Source organism: Oscillibacter sp. PC13 (assembly GCF_900115635.1).
Lineage (GTDB): Bacteria > Bacillota > Clostridia > Oscillospirales > Oscillospiraceae > Oscillibacter.
Map to the genome: position 1 here is coordinate 23,861 of NZ_FOXE01000002.1, position 19,719 is coordinate 43,579.

A 19,719-nucleotide genomic window follows, 5' to 3' on the forward strand; every position below is an offset into this window, starting at 1 on the left:
AACCACTCCTGTTTCAATTATTCCACATAGCCGTATAATCCCCTGACAGATACCTCACCGGAACGGACGGTTTTTTCCCGTCCATCCGCCATGCGTACCACCAGTCCGAACTGATCATCAATCCCCACTGCCTCAGCCACCTCCCGCCCTCCGGCCGAGGTCAACATCTGCACGGGCCTGCCCAAGTTTACACACCGGGCCCGGTAAGCGGTAAGGTACGCCGTCGTGTCCCCGGCTGCCAGGGCAGTATATAGCCGATCCAATTCTTCAATCAGGGCCGCGGTCAGTGCAGGTCTGGAAGCAGCGGTACCAAGAGACTGGTACAGGGACGTTGCCACCTCCCGCACCTCCGGCGGGAAATCTTCCGCTTCCTGCAGCACATTCACACCGATGCCTACCACCACGTATTGCAGCCGCCCTGTCTCCGCCTCCAGAGACATCTCTGTTAGAATTCCGCAGAGCTTTCGGTTTTCCAGCACCGGGTCATTGGGCCATTTCAGCCCAATCTTCGCTCCGCAGACTCTTTCTACCGCGTTGCAAACCGCCACGCCCGCCAATGCCGTCACCGGCAGCAGCTTTTCCGGCGGCAATGCCGGCCGCAGCAAGGCAGTCAGGTAAATTCCCTTATCCCGTGGAGACTGGAAGGTGCGGTCCATCCGTCCCCGCCCCGCCGTCTGGGCATTCGCGGTTACCACTGTTCCATCTGGTGCCCCAGCCATGGCAACCTGTTTTGCATACGTATTCGTGGAATCCACTTCATCCAGGCAGACAAGCTTTCGTCCCACCACGTAAGTCTCTCCCAAAAAGCTGCGGATTTCCGGCTCTGTCAAGATATCTGGTGTTCCACGCAGGCAATATCCCAATCCTGTGCGGGCCTCGATGGTGTATCCCTCTTTCCGCAAAGCATCCACAGCCTTCCAGACAGCGGTGCGGCTTAAGCCAAGATTTCGGCTCAATTCCTCACCAGAGAGATACGTTCCCTCATGGGCACGCAAAAATTTCAAGACCGCCCGTCTGCTCATGGATATTCCCTCCTTTTTGATAACACCGTCGAGTGTACCACCTTTTCTCAAAATTGTAAACGTTTTTCAAAAAGGCCACCGCGGGGAGATATCTCCCCGCGGTGAGTTTCAGTCGGTATTCGTCTCTTCGTCAGCAGAAGAGGCGTCCCCATTTTCCGCAGATGGCGCCGATTCCATTTCTCCGCCCTCCTCCGCCTCATTTTCCACAGGCTCTTCTTCGTCTGCGGGGACATTATCTTTCTGTGCGGATTCTTCCCCGGAAGCAGGAATTTCTTCCGCAGCGGCTGCAGGCGCTTGGGCGGGTTCCACCGCCGGCGTTGTGCCATCCTCGCCTGACTGCTCCGCTTCTTCTGCGGCATCGGAGGGAGCCCCACCCTTCAGCATGGCCTGCACCACCCAGCGGGTGGAATGGCCGTTTCCAGTGCAGGTAGACAGCGTCAGAATTTTGTCGTGAACCGTGGGTGTGATACCCGTGTCAATTACGGACTGCTCCATGCAGTAGCCCAGAAATACCTGTTTCGTCTCATCGCCTGAAAAGCCAATCTGATACGTCTTTCCGGCAGTAGAGACCTCGTAAGCCGCAAAAATCTCATACCGGTGGCTGCCATAGTCATTTGTGATGTATACATAAGGGTGGGCGGACCAGTAACTTTGCTTTTTATAGTATTTTAAAGACGCAAACATGGACCCGTTGTTCATCCGGTGACCGTAGACCACAGTGTTGAAGTCGCTCATATCCCGGCTGTTCTGGCACTCCAGAAAAATAGCCCCCACAGCGCTGGACCACTTTTTCCAGGTATGCTTCAGGTAATACTGATTATCTGTTCCCTGCAGCAGCGGATAGGAGACGGCAGTGCCGGGAATGGTAATCCATCCCAGTACGTCGCTGTTAACCTCCCGCAGGGCAGTAAAATCCATATTTCGCAGCGCATCTGCATAGGGGTCCACGTAGACAGCCTGCTCCGTGCCATTCTCTGGAGACTCCGTCTCCACCACCGGGGCAGGTAAGTCCGTCAAATCCGGGAGCTGTACCAGGGTCTCCGCCTCTGCATAGGCTTCTTCCCCCTCTTTATATTCCGCATTTCGGTAAAGCAGCATCCCAATGCTGCCCGCAAACACCAGACCAAGCAGAATCATGGCGGCCATCCGCAATTTTCCTCTCACGGGTATCCTCTCCTCCCGGGCAACAGATTTCGTCTCATGTGGCTATTATAGACATCTTTTCAGTGAAAGGCAAGGGCCCGGGCAGATTGCCCGGGCCCCCGTTTTCAGCTGTCCATGATACGGCTGGCTGTTCCATTAAAGGTTCTCCTCTTTCCGCTTCTTTCCGGAAATAGACATCCATACCAGTCCAATGCCGGACGCCGCGGCAGCCAGAATCCAAGCTGCAGAGGTATCGCCGGTCTTGGCAGGATCAGCGGTCTTTTCAGCCAGGGGCACCTTTGGTTCCTCCAGCGTCTCCATGGGCTGCTCAGGCTGTGCGGGGATTGCCGGGAGAATCGGTGTATCCGTAGTGGGGGTCTCAGGATCCGTGATCACGGTGTGGGGTCCCTCGTTAGGGCCATAGCCCTCGTCATCATCATTTCCAGTGTCCGGATCCTGCTTCCCTCCTTCCTCCTTCTTGCTGCCGGAGTACTCGTTAGTAAATTCAACCGCATCAGAGGTAATCACTGCGCTCAGCACGCCGTTCTGTGCCGTCACTTCCACCGTCACAGTATGTTCGGAGGCGTCATAACTCCAGTCATCGCTGGTATTATCCTGCCGCTCATTGACCGTATAGGTATAGGTTCCAGGCACCGTGTAGGAAATTTCATCAAAGGCAAACTGGCCTGCGCCGCGGCGGGATGCGGTGTCAATCACCGCCCCGCTGCTGTCCTTCAATTCAAACGTAAAGGTCACAGTCGGAGTAGAACGGTTGCCGGTATTGTTTACCGTCTTTTGGCCGCCGATGATCACACTGTCGGGTGCCACTACAGTCGTGGTAACTTCCTTGGTGGAGGTGCCGCCCATGACAGCGGTATTTCCGATTACCGTGCCCACTGCTGTATCCGCTGCAACTGTGGCCTTCAGATGCAAAGAAACCGATTCGCCGGCAGGCACATCCACCGTCCAGGAAACCGTATGCGTCTCCTCTTGATAGCTGCCGCCATTGTCTGCGCTGACAAAGGTCAGGTGGGCATTCAGTGCATCGGTAACCGTCAGATCTTCCGCATCTGCTTCACCGGTGTTGGAAACCGTAATGGTGTAGGTCAGATCGTCTCCGGTGTGTGCGCTGGCCTTGTCCACAGACTTCGTAAAGCCGGCTTCCGGGGCGATTACGGGAACAGCTTTCCAGATGGCGTAGAGATCCTGATCCGTATCCATCACAATTTTTGCCGCTGTGCCTGCGGGGTAGTCAATTGTTCCATTGGGATCGGCATCTGCATCCTTGTCCCATCCCATAAACCGGTAGCCGCTGCGGGTCGCGCCAAACAGCACATCCACTTCCGTACCCTCCGGGAATGCGCTGCCCTTTGGCATATTCTCTACGGCAGCAGTGGTATTGGCGTGATACGTCAGGGTATAGAAGCTTGCACTCAGGTCATAAATGACGCCGTCTACATGAACATGGTCATGCTTGCAGCCGCCGCCGTACTTTACAACATACCACAGAACACCCTGGGTTTCCGGATCGAACGAAGGGATTGCGGACTTCAGTTCATCTGCAGCAGGCTCTTCCAAAATTACATCATAAACCGCCGTAAAGGTATCCTTCAGCTTTTCCCCGGTAGTGCCGGAGATATCACTGATGCCGTCCTTGGTGGCGTCCACGTAGATACCGGTGCCGGCGATGGGACCTTTCACCTTGCCGTTCAGAACGCCATGGCCCGGCACATAGAAATCAGGAGAATACTGTGTATACCCATTCTCCATGGGAATGATGTTTTTCGTAGTACGGACAAAATAGCAGGCCTCAACCGTCTGCGTCCACTGGGCATACAGTGTGGCGCCTGCCGTGGTCATGGTGTACACTGCACCGTCGGCATAGCTCTTGCCTTTGCCATCCGCCTGGGTATTCCAGCCGCTGAACACATAACCGTCCTTTGCAAAGGAGGCGTCCTTCTCTTGAATGCTGGCAATGGACATGATGGCAGCAGATGTACCCTGGGTAATCTTCTGCGTCGCGGTGGGAACCGGAGCTGCGTCGTTGTTGGCGTTCAGGGTCAGTGTATATTCAGGAGCTGCAACCTTGATAAGGTAGTACTCTCTGCTGAAACCGAGTACCCGATTATACATCAGCACAAAGGACTTGCCCACAGCGGCCTGCGCAGCGGAAACGGCAACTTCACTGTCCCAAGTTCCAGAGCAGTCCTCGTCATACTCATACACATCCACCATGCCGGAGACATACGTATGGCCCTTGCCGCCGAAATAGGGGTTGTTTGTGTCATTTTGGGCATCGGGATGATCCAGGTACCACTCCTGGCTGCTACCCTTGGGGACGTTTTCAATCTTTCGGGGCTCGCTTCCCGCCGTTACGGTAACTGTGTGTGCCGCATCAAATTTGCTCTCGTCAATATCAGCAATGGCCGTGATATGGATGGGGCCAGTGGCATTCTTTACTGTGATGACGCCGGTGGAAGAATCGTAGTCATAGGAAAGAGCGCTTCCATTATCGCCCGTCACGCTGATTTCAGCGGGCAGCTTGTAATAATCTTTACTAAAGGTCTCCCACTTCTCGGGAACAGTTTCATTCACCAGTTCCAGCTGCACCGTGCAGGCGCCGTTTTCATCCGGCTCCACCACCAGATCTCCATTGGTCTCTTCTGTCTTGGTTTCAGCAGTCAGTGCCAGATGGTACAGGTCGCTGGTCACCAGATATGCGCCAATGACCGTAATTTCGAAGGATTCGCTTCTGTCTTCATAGTGGAAGCCTTCCAGCACTTGATAATCATGCTGAACTTCAATTTGAATTGTGGTGCCGGGCACGGAAAGCGCCTCGCCGGCCTTTTCCGTAGTAATCACGATGTCTCGGTTATGTTTCAATGTAGCAGCATTGTTCTCACAATACTCCGCCCCCTGGGTAACCGTCCATGTGTGATCCTTGATGGGACTGCCCATTGTACCATGCAAGTTTACGGTTTCATCCAGTTTTGCGATATAGTGGCTGCTCTGCTCAATATTTGCGGGTGCCTTCACCACCACATAGATGGAGAAGCTCTCCGCCTGGACTTCCACTTCCTTGCCGCCATCGTTCCCGGTAACGGTCACGTCTACCGGCGTAGCCGTCAAAGTCTCGTCTTCATCCTCTTCCACATGGTAAACCTGCAGCGCCTCGTCCTCGGCCGCCGCCAGGGTGCTGTCCTCTGCCAGCTGGAATACCACGGAAACCTGATACCCCTCATAGGGCTGCACTTCATTGCCGTCCCCATCGCGGAAGGTAATGTCGAATGCCACCAGCTCCTCTGCCGCGTCCGTTCCAACGGCCTCTGCCACATGATCCAGTCTGCGGCTGGTAACCGGTGTAATTTCAAGTGTCGTGCCGACAGGGAATGCCTCCACAGGAGCATTCACGACCGCAGTCACATCCCCATAGGTCTTCTCGCCCTTGAGCTCTGTCTCGGGCTCCACTACCTGAACCGTCCAGGCCTCCGCATAAGTGCCCGGGGCCATATCATTTTCCGTCTGGATGCTCTCCATGGTTCCCCCCTCGGGGGTCTCCTCCACATCGGGAGTCTCCTCCACATCAGGAGTCTCCTCCACGTCGGGAGTCTCCTCCACATCGGGAGTCTCCTCCACGTCGGGAGTCTCCTCTACATCGGGAGTCTCCTCTACATCGGGAGTCTCCTCTACATCGGGAGTCTCCTCCACATCGGGAGTCTCCTCCACGTCTGGGGTCTCCTCTACGTCTGGGGTCTCCTCTACATCCGGCTGCAAGCCATTCTCAGGAACCTCCACCTCGGGAATTACCTCAGGAGCAGGCTGCGGCACAGGCATGGGCTGTTCTTCCGCCACTTCGTATACATAGCGAACCTGTGCTTCACCAGCGCCAATGGCCGTTACCACGCCGTCTGCATCAACCAGCGCTACACGCTCGTCGCTGCTCTCCCAGTAACCGTCCTCCTCCGTTATCAAGGACAGTTCTGTTGTCTCGCCCGTCATAAGTTCCCGTGTTCCGCGGGAAATTTCCGTGATATCGCCGTCTCCATCCTTTGCCAGTGCGTTTACCGGAAGCAGGCTCAAGGTCAGGACCAGAGCCATCCCAAGGGACATTACTCTTTTCTTCAAGTTTGCCATCATTTCGTTCTCCCCTTCAAGTTTGGAAAATCGAAATCCGTGGCAGCTGGGCTGGCATGGCGTTTTGCGCTTTAGCTCCCTAGCTTTGCGTCCCGTGGTTTCCCTACGGTTTGCCGTTTCAGTAATTTCTTTTTGTTGACCTATCCGTTTTTACAAGCGCAGTATATCACGGTTCGGTTACAAAAATGGGTACATTTTCATTTTTTCCTTTCAAACATTTCCAAAAAATCAACCAATTTTTTATTGCAACATTTATACGAAATATATAATTTATTGCAAAAAGCGCATTTTCAAACATATTGTAACCTTCCCTTTAGGGCAAAACTGTGCCCCGGACAATTGTCCGGGGCACAGTTTAAAACTTGGTGCTAAGAAATATTTCTCTCTGCGTTGGGGTAGATGTTACTCAGCATTCTCGTCCTTCCGCTTTTTACCGGAGAGTGCCAGCCACACTAAGCCGATGCCGGATACGCCAGCTGCCAAAATCCACGCAGCCAAGTTATCGCCGGTCTTTGTGGGTTCGGTGTACTCGTCCTTGGGCGGCTCCTCGTCAGGGATTTCAATGGGCGGCTCCTCGTCGGGATACTCCTCCTTCGGCGGCTCCTCATCCGGAATTTCCTCCTCGGGATATCCATCGTCGCCATCATCGCCGTCGTCATAGCGGTTGGTAACCACAAAGCTGATGGTATCGCCGCTGACGCTGTCTCTCACGCTATAGCTCCAGTCACCACCCAGGCTCTTTTCGGTGACAGTGTAGGCAATGGCCTTTCCGCCATCATTCTTGTGGAAGCTTCCAAAGCTTGCCTTCCACTTTTCAATCTCTACATTGTCTGGCTCGCCATCCAGTTTCACAGAGGCAACCCGGGTGCCATTGGCCAGCAGATACAGGGTCACTTCCTGCTTGGAACCGCTGGACCACTTCTTCTCCACATTCACGGTGACCGTCTCCGGCTCGTGGGTATTGGTGATGGTGTTGCCGTCGTAACTTGGAACTTTGTAGCCAGGCACCGCGGTAATCACATCGCCCTTTTCGGGATCGCTGTTGAAGGGGATATACTCCTTTATGCCATTGTCCTTCTTTACGGTGTAACCGACTTCCTTCACAGACAGCTTATCAGGCTCGTCGTACTCATAACCGTCATAGGAGAACTCGAAAGCGCCTCCGGTCACATCCTGTTCATCGATGACAGTGCTGCCGTAGAACAGCTGAACGCGGATGCTCTCAGGCCGCAGGCCGTCTGCATCACCGCCGTCGTCCCAGACCTTACTGCCGGTGACCTTGGTCAATTCCTCGGGCTTGGGGGGAGTATAGGTATAGGCATTCGTAACCGTCAGGTGGCTTTCCACGCCGACCACAATCCGAACCGTCTCGTCCTCCACTCCATTGGTCTTGTACTCGTAAGTGGTTCTGGGTGCGCCGAATTTCTCAATCGCCGCGTCCTTCTCACTTGCCGTGTAGGTTCCGGTGGGCAGGGTGATTGTGGTCTGCTCCGTGTCACCGATGGTCACACGGCCATTTCCACGCACCGTCACCGGGTACTCGGTCTTTGCATTGGTGGCATCATTGGTCAGCACGATGGTGAAGGGGTGCTCGGTATCCTCCGCCGCGCCCAGCAGGCCACTGACGATCTTCGTGATCTCCAGAGTGCCGGTGTCGTGCTCATACTTGTTGGTGACCGTCACGCCGGCGGAGATTGCGGTCTTGCTCTGGTCCTCCGTCAACGTCACTGTCTTCTGGGTGGAATCAAACACCGTGCCATCCGCGCCTTCGTAAGTGGGATAGCCGCTTACCATGTGATAGTCACCCACATGGGCAAAGTTGACGTCTGTGCCGATGCCGCTGCCGTTTTCGTTGAGAATCTCCTCGATCCGATAGGTACCGGCGGTCAGCCAGGATTCCTTGGAAGTGGAAATCGTGTAGGATCCAGTCTTGCCAACCATGGGAACCGTCACAAGATACGGCGTGCTCTCGCCGTTCTTGTACACGTTGAACTTGTACTGCGGCAGCAGGGTAGCATTCTCCGTCTCTACGTTCTTGGTGATGGTCAGCTGATAGTTGATGGGGGTGTTCTGCACCGGCAGCTGGCCATCTTCATTCAGAGCAGCCGGAGTCTCGCAGTCAGCGTCCGTGTAGATGGTGGCCACCGTCTTGTAATAGGTAACAAGCACATTTTCCACCCATGCGGGAGCGCCAACCTGAACGGTCTCCACCTTTACGTAACCGCGAACGGTGGTGCTGTCCAGGACAAATCCGGTGGGAGCTGCAGTTTCCCTGATCTCCCAGATACCTGTTTCCTCATGGGTGAAGCTCACCTGGGCCAGGCCCGTACCGGCAAGCGTCCCCTGATTGGTGGCCGCTGTCTTGGTGGGGACCGTACCCTCCGTCACCTGCTTCGTCAGGGTAAAGGTGGCATTGGCATTGAGAATGGGATCGTTGGGAGCGACACTGCTGACCTTCAGCAGGGAAATAAAGTCGTCTTCATGCTCCTCACGGGTCTCATAATCCACATCGGTGATGGGGTCATTGTACACGGTCAGCTGGCCGTGGGCCGGAACTTCTCCCGTTGCCTGGAAGTGATCGCCGTCCCAGCCGGTCTCCGCGGTGTCATCGCCCCTCACCAGTCCGACAAACCAGTGATAGATGTCGTAGAAGAAGCCGTTGCTGTTCTTCTCCGTGCTCAAGGTAACATTGGGCTTCACAGCGTCAGCGCCATCAGGCTTTGCCACCGTGATCTTCCAGATGGTTTCGTCTGCCGTGTATCCGGTAGGCGGCGTGGTCTCTTTCAGGTAGAAAACTCTGGAGGGATTTGCATCCAGCACGCTGTCGCTGAGAGTCACTGTGGTTTCGCCGTTGACATCTGTGGCCTCAGTGGTTGCGACCGGAGTACCATTGCAGTCAGCCGTGGTGTATACCTTGAAGATTGCACCAGGCAGTACCTTGTTGTGATCCGTTGTCTCGTCAGAGGAGAGCTTCAGGATATAGAAGGTCGCCTCATCCTGGGCACCGCCCTTTACATAGGTGTTGGTGAATGCCGCCGTGTTGTCGGCCGCAGTCCCCTCTGCCAGGGTAATGGATGCGTCATAGTTTCCAGTTGTGTCGTTCTTGACGCCGCCAGTAACACCCAGGCTGTAACCATCGATTACAGCGTCCGCATACAGCTCAGTCACGGTGTAGTTCGCCGTGGCTCCAGCACCGTAGCCGTCGCTGGTGGGCAGGCCTGCAATGGTGAGGCTGCCGCTGCCCGTGATGGTCAACTCATTGGAAACGCCTGCAGCGTTGAAGGTCACGGTCTGGTTCGCGGTACCAGGTACAGAGCTGACCGCTGTATAGCTCTTGATCAAATCTGTGCCGGCAGGTGCAGTGATGATGAACTTAAACACATGGTTTGCTGCATCTGCTTCTGGTGCGGCAGTGTTGACAGCCGTTTTGCTGATGACCAGGCTGCCGACCTTCCGGCTGTTGTAAACGGTGATGGACTGTTCCGCCGCAGTGTTGAGAATCTCGTAATCCTTATTTGCACTGTCGGAATCCTTGCTGCCGGTCATGGCGTCGGCATCCGTGCTGATATAGTGTACTTTGTGCACTGTTTCACTGCCGGTCAGCTCGTAATCCACCACAATGGTCCAGGTGCTCTGGCTCTTGTTGTAACCAGAAGGAGGTGTGGTTTCCGTCAGGGTGTAGGTGCCGTTGGTCAGACCGTTGAAGGTGTATGCACCCAAGGTTGTGCCGCTCTTGCCGTCGCCGGTGGTGCCGGTTACAGCGCCGCCGCCCGCCTTTTCCAGTGTAAACACTGCGCCGGCCAGCATCTTGCTGCCGCCGTCCGTCTTGAGAACGGTGAGACTTGCGGTTTCATCATCTTCATCCGGTGCGGGGTTGGGAGTGTACTCGTTCAAGACACCCGCCTTGTAATCGTTCTCTGCCGCTGTCGCGGTATCCGGAACGAACTCTGCGTTTGTGGTGTCTGCAGTGTAGCCGCTGGGTGCGGTCACTTCCACCACCCGGTAGCTGTACGCAACGTTCTGGTTTTCCACATACAGGGGCAAATCGTTCCATGTCACAGCTTCCGTGACGCCGCCTTCGCCCAGAGTTTTGGTGTCTGCCTGGCCGCCGATTGTACCAGCGTTTGCCCACCCCGTGGTGCTGGTCTTGCGCTGCAGCTGGAAGGTCACGTCAGACAGGTTGGACGCGTTGGGATTGGTGTAGGTCTTGCCGCTGACGGTGGCTGTGTGGTCCCACGTCTTGGTGGCCGTAAAGTCACCGGTGGGCATTTCCATGCTGTAATACAGCTCCAGATACTGCGTGGTGCTGGCGGCATATGCCTGCTGATAGGTCACCGTGGTTTTACCCTCAGCGTTGGTCTTGGTCTCATTATAGGCATAGCTGTCATAGGTCTTATCGCTGTAAGTGCTGGCAGCGATGGACTCGCCGTAGTTCAGTGGGATGTTGCTGACCGTGTCCGCCGTAACTTCCTCGTACACGCCGGTGGAATATCCGGTTTCCTTGAAGTACTTGACGCCGGCATCCAGTTTCTCCGCCGTCACCTTCACGGTCACAGCCGCAGTGTCCGTCAAGCTGCTGACAGTCTCCGTTGCGGTATTGGTGAACGTAGCAGATACGTTGTTCACGGGAACCGTCACCACATAGTACAGATCCATGCTGTTGGTGATGGCCGTGCTGCTTACGGGAATACTTCCGGTCACGGTGGTGCCGTTGACCGTCACGCCGCTGGTGGGATAGACCACCTCAAGCGCGGTCGCGTTGGGCGTGGTATCGGTCACGGTGAATTCCGCGCCGATGCCGCCGGTGACAGTGACCTTGAACAGGAAGCTTGCGGAGGTCACATCCGCCGTGAAGTCCGTCTTGGTATAGCTGTCGTTCCAAGCGCCCGCCACAGTGTACTTGCTGTCAGCGGGATTCAGAGTGGTATCCGTGTAGACGCCCTGGTAGACCTGCTTGGTGATACCAGTAACAACGGGGCTGTTCTGTGCCGTGACGGTCAATGTCTTGGTCGTCTCGTCATAGCTTCCGTTGGAAGCGCCGGTTGCCGTACTGGTAAGCCAGTTCCAGAAATTCTTGAAAATGTTGCTGCCCGCTGCAGTTTCTTCCACCTTCACGAGACCGCCTTCCTGGATGGTCACGTTCCAGGTGGGTTCGCTGCCTGCCGTAATCGGCGCATAGCCGCTGGGAGTGGAAGTCTCCTTCAGGATATAGCTGCCTGCACCCAGATTGCCGAAGGTCAGCACGCCATTGGTGTTGCCGTCTGCAGCAGTATCGCCCTGGTTCACAATGGTGGTACCATCCGCCTTGTACAGCACGAAGTGGGCGCCGTTGATTCCGATGGTGCTGTCCTCACGATTCACCTTAAGAATCTTCAGGGTGGCATCGTCCTCGTTCAGGGACTTGTAATAGGTGTTGCTGACGGTGAAGGGACCGGTCTTGCCGACACCACTCTCGTTTGCGTACACCCAGACATGGGATACGGGTTTCTCTGTAGTTGTCGTATCCGTGATTTCTGTGCCGTCTCTGCTATAAATCACCCGGCCGTCGGTGCCGATGGTCTCATTGCCGATCTTGGTCTCTTCGACGGTGTAGGTGATCTCCTGCTGAGCTGCGTCGTACAGGGGCAGATCCCGGATAATCTGCGTCCAGTTATCAGCCGCAGTCAGCGTCAGCGTCCGAACAACTCTGGTGCCGTTCGCTTTGACAAGAACCGTCACGCTTGCGGGCATGTTGTCGACTTTGCTCGTATCCAACTGATTACCGTCGCTGTCTTTCCAACTCTTCGTCACGGTAATGCCAGATGCGTTCTGAGACTTGAAGTACGGGTTCTCCACACCCACAGAAACATCGGTAAGGCCCATGTCTCCGGAAACGGGTGTTGTGCTTGGGGCATCGCTGCCGACGGTGTACTTAGCATCGCCGTAGGTGCCGCCGTCAGTATTGGTTTTCCCGGATTCAGTCACAGAATATGCCGCGCCGTAGGGGATGCCAGTGATAACCAGCTGCTCGCTGCCAGTGCCGTTCCGCTTGCCTGCCAAGGTCACTAGATAGGTGGCGTCCGTCTTTCCAGCGTTGTCAATCGCGGTGCCGGTCACCTCGGTGGCGGGCGTGCTGCCCGCGCCAATGGTCACCGTAAAGGTGAAGTGATCATTTGCGTTGGGAGCGTAGCTGGTGGCGGTCGGCCAGGTCACGTTCTTGACCACCGTCAGGCTGTGCTGCTGGCGGTCATTTTTCACCGTGATGGTCTGTCCGTCGATGACGTAGTCCTGATTCGCCGCAGTATCCTTGCTGCCGGTGATGCTGGTGATGGAGTAGTTCTGGGTCACCGTGATCTCGTTGTTCGCGTTGGGCTCACTGTAAACCAGCACGTCCTTACCGACCACAATGGTCCAGCTGCTGCCGCTCTTCACAAAGCCAGTGGGGGCCTCAGTCTCTGTCAGGGTATAGGTACCGTCGGTCAGATCGGCAAAGCTCGTGGTGCCGGTAGGTGTGCCGTTCTCAGTGCCGTCCGTCGTCGTCCACTTGGCGCCTACTCCGGTCAGAGTAAACTCGGCAGGAGCAGAGGTAATCAGGGTGCCGTTTTCCACCTTGCGCACGGTGAAGCCGGCCTTGGTGCCGTCCACTGTGGACAAAATCGTGGGCGCGTAGGTATTGGTGATGGTTGCGGAACTGCCGCTGATGGTCTTGGGGCCGTCCTGGGTGTAACCCATCGCCTTGCCGCCGGTGAAAGCCGTGCCGTTGATGGCAGTCTCCACTACCTGGTAGGTGTAGGCGTTCAGATCATCGTCAGTAGTCCGCAGGCCGGTCAGCGTGATGGTGCCGGCAGTGCCGTCCGTTGTGGTGACAGTCAGCGTACCGTCCGCATTGATGCTGCCGCCGGTCACCGTCACGCCGGCGAGATCCGCCGCCGTCACAGCGGTATACGCCGTGTCGGCAGTCTTCCGCTCCAGCTGGAAGGTGACGGTATCCAGCAGGTTCTTGTTGGTGCTGCTGTTTTCACCATGGATCCAGGTGTGGGTCCATGCCTTGTTCAGTGTGATGCTGGTGGTGCCGTAATCGTCCTTGCCCACCGTCACCGTGGCGGAGGCGTCGGGCAGACCCGTCATGGAAGCGGTGTTGGTATAAGTCTCACCGGTTTCGGTGACGGCCACCGGGATCACCGCCGTGTAGTAGAGGTCCACGCTGCCGCCGGCAGGAATGGTGCCGCTGGCGTTATTGCTGACCAGGGTGGCTGCATTCTGGCCGCCGATGGTCATGGTGTCGTTCACTTCATAGCTTGCGCCGAAAGTGCCGGTGACGGTGACCTTGAACAGGGCCGTCACGTTCTGGGTATTGGCCGGCAGGTCCAGCCAGGATGCGCTGCCGCCCCACTTGGTGGAATCCGTGTAAGCACTGGCGTCAAAGCTGCTTGCGGTATACCGCTCCGCCCAGACCTGCTTGGTCAGGCCGCTGACGATGGGGACGTTCTTCACGGTCACAACGCTGCCGTCCAAAACGGCGTTGTTGTCCTTTCCGCCGGACACCCTGTCGACAATCCAGTTCCAGAAGTTCTGGAAGATGTTGCCGGTGGAAGGAGCGGCGACGGACTTCAGTTCGCCCTGCTTCACGGTCACGGTCCAGGTGAAGTCGTTCTGGTTGGCCGCGGTGATGGGCTCATAGCCGTTGGGAGCCGTGGTCTCAGTCAGGGTATACGTGCCGTCCTCCAGGCCGGTAAAGAGGATGCCCGCATCGGCGTCAGTGATGGTCTTACTGTCGCTGTACGTACCGCCCACCTGCGTCAGAGTGAAGGCCGCGCCGGTGAGGTAGCTGCCGGTTGCGCCGTTCTGCTTCTTCACGGTCAGCGTGCCATCGGGCACCTTCGTCGCGGGATACCAGGTGTTGAGGATGGTGTAGTTGTTATCGCTGTTCTTCGTCGTGGTGGCCACCCAGCAGCCGATGACTTCCTTGTCGCCATTCGCCGCTACCGCCGTGCCGTAAAGCACGAACCGGCCGTCCTTCAGCGTCGCGCCGGCCACGCCGGTCTCTTCCACGCTGTAGGTATAGGGCAGGTAGCTCCCCTGCGCGTCCTGATAATACAGCGGCAGGTCAGTCCAGGTCTTGGTCCAGCTGTTGGTGGAAGACAGCGTCTCCGCGCTCTTGTAATTACTGGTGCCCTGCTTCAGCTGGACGGTGACATTGTCCGCCTTGCGGCCGCCTTGCGCCCAATCCTTATTCACGATGAAGGATGTCGTCTTGGACTTGAAGTAGGGGTTCTCCACACCTACGGAGATATTGGCAGTTCCCATGCTTCCGGAAACGGGCGCTGTACCCGTGCTGGATCCGACGGTGTACTTGGCAGCGCCGTAGGTGCCGCCGTTGCCGTTGGTCTTGCCGGTCTCCTTCACCGTGTAAGCATAGCCGTAGGGCACGCCGCTGACGGTAAAGGTTTCGCTATCCTTCAAAGTAAATTCATACTTTGCGCCGGTGGTGCCGCCTGCATAGGTGACAGCGTTTCCGCTGACAGTCTGCTTTTCCAGGCTGGCGCCGCTGCCGACCACCACTTCAAAGGTGAAGGTATCGTTTTCATTGGGAGCCTGGCTGTATGTGGAATTCCACGTCACATCCTTGGTAACGGTCAGGCTGTGGGTGTCGCGGGTGTAGGTGTTCTCCACCACCACGGTCTTGCCCGCAGTCGCCAGCTCCACAGTATTCTGAACAGCAGCCGCGGAACTCGCCGTACCGCCGTCAATGCTGGTGGTGCCGTTGGTATAGCCGGTAATCGCAGGCCGGGTCTCGCTGATGGTGTAACTGCCGGTGTTCAGGCTGGGAACCGTCTTGCTGGCAACATAGTACCCGTCCTCAGACGCAAACACGTCATCCACGCCGGTACCGGCAGTCTTGCCGAAGGTGACGGTGCCGCTGCCGTAGGAAATCGTCACCGTGTAATCCGCGGGGACATTGGCCCACTCATCAATATAGATGCGCTTTTCAATGGTCAAATTGCCCTTGTCGCGGATGTTGGTAACCTTCAGTGTTGCGGGTGTGCCGCCGTTGGCGGGTGTGTAAAGATTTCCGACGGAAGAACCACCCTGCTTTACGCCGGTCACCGTCCATCTCCAGCTCTCATGGAACTGGTTGTCTTTCAGCGTATCCTCGCCCTTGTTGCGGGTCAATTCCACTGTCCAGGGACCGGCCTGCTTATAATCGTCGGGCTTTGTCTCCGTCAGTGTCAGGCTCACGCTGGAGTTGGATCCGGCCTGGCCGTTCATGACGTTTTCAAAGCGGGCATAGCCGTCGGCACCTGTGGTCACAGTCTCGCTGTTCAGCGTAAAGGACACATTGGGCAGGGGAGCGCCGTTCTCATCAACCTTATAGACCCGGAAATCCACGCCGGTATAAATCGGATCGCCGTAGTTCTTCTCCCATTTGGCGTAGACAAAGTTCTTGGTCGTTTGATCGGCGGTGTCCACCTGAACCTTGGTCACTGCCTTGCCTTCACTGCAAGCCGCGTCCAGGTACCAGCCCTTAAACGTATAGCCGTCGTGGGAGAAGCCAATATCGGCAATGTCTTCCAGCACCACCTGGCCGTTGTTTGCAATCTCCGTCCGGGTGACCTTTGCAGCAGACCCGGTGAAGTTATCCACATAGGTCAGCTGGGTCTTCTGGGCAATGTCGCCCCAAATGGCATACAGGGCCATGTCGCCGGTGATCTCAATCTTATCACCGGGCTGATAAGAGGTACCGCTGCCGTTTGCCGCGGTGTTCCACTCCAGGAAGACCTTGTTGGTGCCGTCGGCATTCACCGGCCCGGTCAGGCCATCAGCTCCTGCCACCTGGGCATACGCGCCGATGACATACTTCCTGCCATCCGTGGGGATCGTGCCGGATCCGCCGTTGGCGGAATACGTCACCTGATAGGACGCTTTGCTGATCCACTGGGCCACCAGCTCAATATCGGCGGTGACGCCCTGCTCAAAGTCATAGGGCTTGCCGTTCACCGTCCAGCCGGCGAAGGTATAACCCTCCCGCTCGGGATCGGCGGGCTTACTGGCCTTGTCGCCCGGCTCCTTCACCTGATTGCTGTAGTCGCCGGTATCTGTACCGCCGTTCAGCTCGAAGGAGACGGTATAGGTGACAGGCGCCCACTTGGCGTAGAGAACAATGTTACCAGCAGGCATGGTTTTGCCGTCAAAGCTGTAAGGATCGCCGTAGCCGTCCTCATTCGTGTACCAGCCAACAAACGTCCAATCCGCCTTGTCAGCCGGAGCCATCGGCGTGTATCCTGCGCCGCTGATGTCAGCCTCGTACTTGTATGTCTTGGTGGCGTCGATTCTTCCGCCGTTGTGGAACTCCACATTGTAGGAGAGGCGGTCGTAATAGAACATCCATTTGTAAAGATTGTTGCCCTGATTCGTGGCTTTGGAACCTACTGCATCGCTCTTTTGCCAGTTGACCGTAAATCCCTTGATGTCGTAATAGTCGTTGGTTGTTGTCGTCCACCCATTACTATCATCTTTGAAGTCCTCTTGATAGGCCAATACATATTGCCCGTTCAAATTTTCCAGATAGAATTCGGTGCGCATGGTATACTTCCCGCTGTATTCCTTGAAGTAAAACTCATCGCCGCCCAAGGGCATCGCACCGATACCACTTTGAGTTGTAGAACCGCTCTGGCTAATTTTCCACAGAGGAGTCAAGTATTTGGAATCCACGCCGGACACTGCTCCGCGGCGGCTGGGCCACAGCGCGCTGATATCCTGCTCATACTTGGCAGAAATGGTGAGGCCGGTGATTTCCGCCCAACCATCTGATTGGCCGCAGATCGTATCATTTTCCCGGTGCCAGCCGGTGCCATAGCAGCCGCCGGTGTACTCATAGTGGCCACGGGGGAACCCGCTTACCCACTTCCAATCTGTCCATGTGTGCTCATGTTCCTCATACGCGTAAAATTTAACCTGATAGAGATTGCGGTCATAATAAACGTGCACCACGGTGGTGCCGTCCCCAGCAATCGTCTGCTGTGCAATCGTCTTATCCTCGCTCAGATGGAACCCGCTATACCGATTGGAAGAGGGCGCGACCGCGGTGGTCGCTCCGGCATAACCGCGCTGCGTAACCGTTTCAGCCATCAGATACTCATCGTCGTCAGCATTTTCCTTCCAGTACACCACGGTGTAGCTGACCTCTGTCGCCGTCCAATGGGCGTACACCGTGGTGTCGGCTGCCAGGGTTCTTCCAAAGGTGTACGGAGTTCCGCCCTCAGCCGCTGTGTACCAGCCGTCAAAGGTATAACCCGCCATTGTGGGAGCAGCCGGCTCCACGGAATTGGCGCCGCTGATGACAAACTGGGAATCCACGGAAGTGCCGCCCTGGGAGTCAAACCGCAGCCAGCAGCCGGACTTAATGATGGGGTACAGGGTGTGGTCCTGCTCGTTCATCGCCAGGCTGGTGACGGCAGCCTCGCCGCCCTTTGTCTCGCTCCATCCGGTGTTGGCATAGCCCCCCGGAGTGGAAACGATGGGATATGCAGAGGAAATCTCTGCCGTGGCAGTTCCGGCATAGGGCTCCGTGTGAATGACCCGGGCATCGTCGCCGGTGTCATCCATGTAGAACACATAATAGGCCTCGCCAAACCGGGCGTACAGATTGACTGTGCCCGTGGCGGCAATTGCGCCAACCGTACCGAAGCCGTCAAACAGCTCGCCCTCGGTCTCAGCGGTGTACCAGCCGGCAAAAATCTCGCCCTCCGTCGCGGGAGCGGGCGCTTCCGGCTCCAGCAACGTGTCGCCCTCTTTTACAATCTGGGTGGCGCCTTCCTGCAAAACATTGTTCACATAGAACTGATATGTAGTGGTGCGGGGAGCGTCCGGCGTGGGCAGCACCGCGTAGATGGAGAATTGCTCTGCCTCCGCTTTGGCGGTGGTGTCATCCACGGTCTCCGTGGGCACGGGCTCCGCCTTGGAGGCGTCGCTGTCCACATGATAAACCTGCAGCTGGGTATCCTCGGAGAGGAGGTCGGAGCTGGACTTCACGACGGAAAACTTCACCTCAACGGGAGGTTGACCGTCAGGCTGCATCTCGTTGCCGTCCGCATCCAGGAAGGTAATGTCAAAGGCCACCACAGGGGTCTCCGCCGTCACTTCCGCAATATCCCGCTCCAGGACTTCCTTCACCTGCTCCAAGGGCACGTCGGCAGTATCCTCATCCTCCACGCTCTTGCCCAGGAGGCTCTTCAGCAGGGAAGTTTCCTCCGGCACCACGGGCTTGATGGACACGGAGGCTGGTGTCTCTGCAAACGTCCCTTCGTACACGGCCACGTCCACCCGGACGCCGTCGTACGTGGAATTACCGGTCAGCACGGGCTCCTCACCGGTCACGGTGATGGTCCAGGTCTGGGTGCGGGCCTCATATTCCACTTCCTCGTCGCCGACAACCACCAGGTTGCCGCCGGAAGAGCCACCGGAGGGCTTTTCGGGCTCTGTGGGCTCAACCGGATCAACGGGGTCGACAGGATCAACCGGGTCAACCGGATCGACAGGGTCGACGGGATCAACCGGGTCAACCGGATCGACAGGGTCGACGGGATCAACCGGGTCAACCGGATCGACGGGATCGACGGGATCAACCGGATCGACAGGGTCGACGGGATCAACCGGGCCTGTCGGCTCGCTGGGCTCAGAAGGCTCACTGGGCTCAGAAGGCTCGCTGGGCTCAGAGGGCTCGCTGGGCTCAGAAGGATCAGAAGAATCGCCGCCCTCGGCAGGATCGTTGAAAATCAGCAGACCGCTCAGCATGCCGCTGCCAACAGCAGGGGCTTCCGTGCTGTCTGTGCTGTCAGAATCCTCCGTTCCGCTGTCTGTGTCCGCAGGCTCGCTGGGATCAGAAGGCTCAGAAGGCTCGCTGGGAGTCTCCGGCTCGCTGGGCTCCGTCACATCAGGAGTCTCCGGCTCTTCGGCAGGCTCGGTGGGAGTCCCCGGCTCTGTCGGCTCCGCCGGAGTTTCAGGCTCGGCGGGGGTCTCTGGCTCCACCGGAGCCTCGGGGTCGGCCGGAGTCTCAGGGTCAACTGGAGTCTCGGGCTCCGTCGGCTCGGCGGGCTCCACAGGCTCCACCTTACCGCCGCCAATGATACTGTCAATGATGCCGACAGTCTTTTCCACATAATACGTATGGGTGATAGTGGTCTCACCGGCCATCAAGCCAGTGACAACGCCTGTCTCCTCATCGAAAGAGACAATGCTGTCATCTCCAACAGACCACTCGTGCTCACCGTTGGCGCTGTTCTTAATACCTTGGAGCTGTACGCTCTCACCAACAGAAATCTCCACTTTGGACGTACTGTCTGCCAGTACGTTGAGCGGCAGCAGGCTGAAGGTCATGACAAACGCCATAAACAGCGACAGTGCTTTCTTTTTGGTAAATTTTGTTTTTGCCATCATTTCG

General features: G+C 56.8%; 4 protein-coding genes and 1 riboswitch. All 4 genes read right to left on the reverse strand.

The genetic code is table 11. The features are described from left to right. Positions 1–17: 17 nt before the first annotated feature. The gene (locus BMZ81_RS01110; protein ID WP_091127762.1) at positions 18–1,022 is read right to left on the reverse strand and encodes a biotin--[acetyl-CoA-carboxylase] ligase; all 1,005 of its coding nucleotides are present in this window, start codon (positions 1,020–1,022) and stop codon (positions 18–20) included. A gap of 108 nt (positions 1,023–1,130) precedes the next feature. Next, on the reverse strand, positions 1,131–2,186 hold the full coding sequence (gene srtB / locus BMZ81_RS01115) for a class B sortase (protein WP_143072717.1): 1,056 nt from the start codon (positions 2,184–2,186) through the stop codon (positions 1,131–1,133). Positions 2,187–2,321: 135 nt separating this feature from the next. Then, positions 2,322–6,302, reverse strand: coding sequence for a Spy0128 family protein (locus BMZ81_RS13840; protein ID WP_143072718.1), 3,981 nt, complete (start codon positions 6,300–6,302; stop codon positions 2,322–2,324). Between the two features lie 35 nt (positions 6,303–6,337). Then, a riboswitch (cyclic di-GMP riboswitch) is annotated at positions 6,338–6,424 on the reverse strand. A gap of 277 nt (positions 6,425–6,701) precedes the next feature. Next, positions 6,702–19,715: a SpaA isopeptide-forming pilin-related protein gene (locus BMZ81_RS01140; RefSeq protein ID WP_143072719.1), complete on the reverse strand. Its 13,014-nt coding sequence runs from the start codon at positions 19,713–19,715 to the stop codon at positions 6,702–6,704. Between the last annotated feature and the right edge of the window lie 4 nt (positions 19,716–19,719).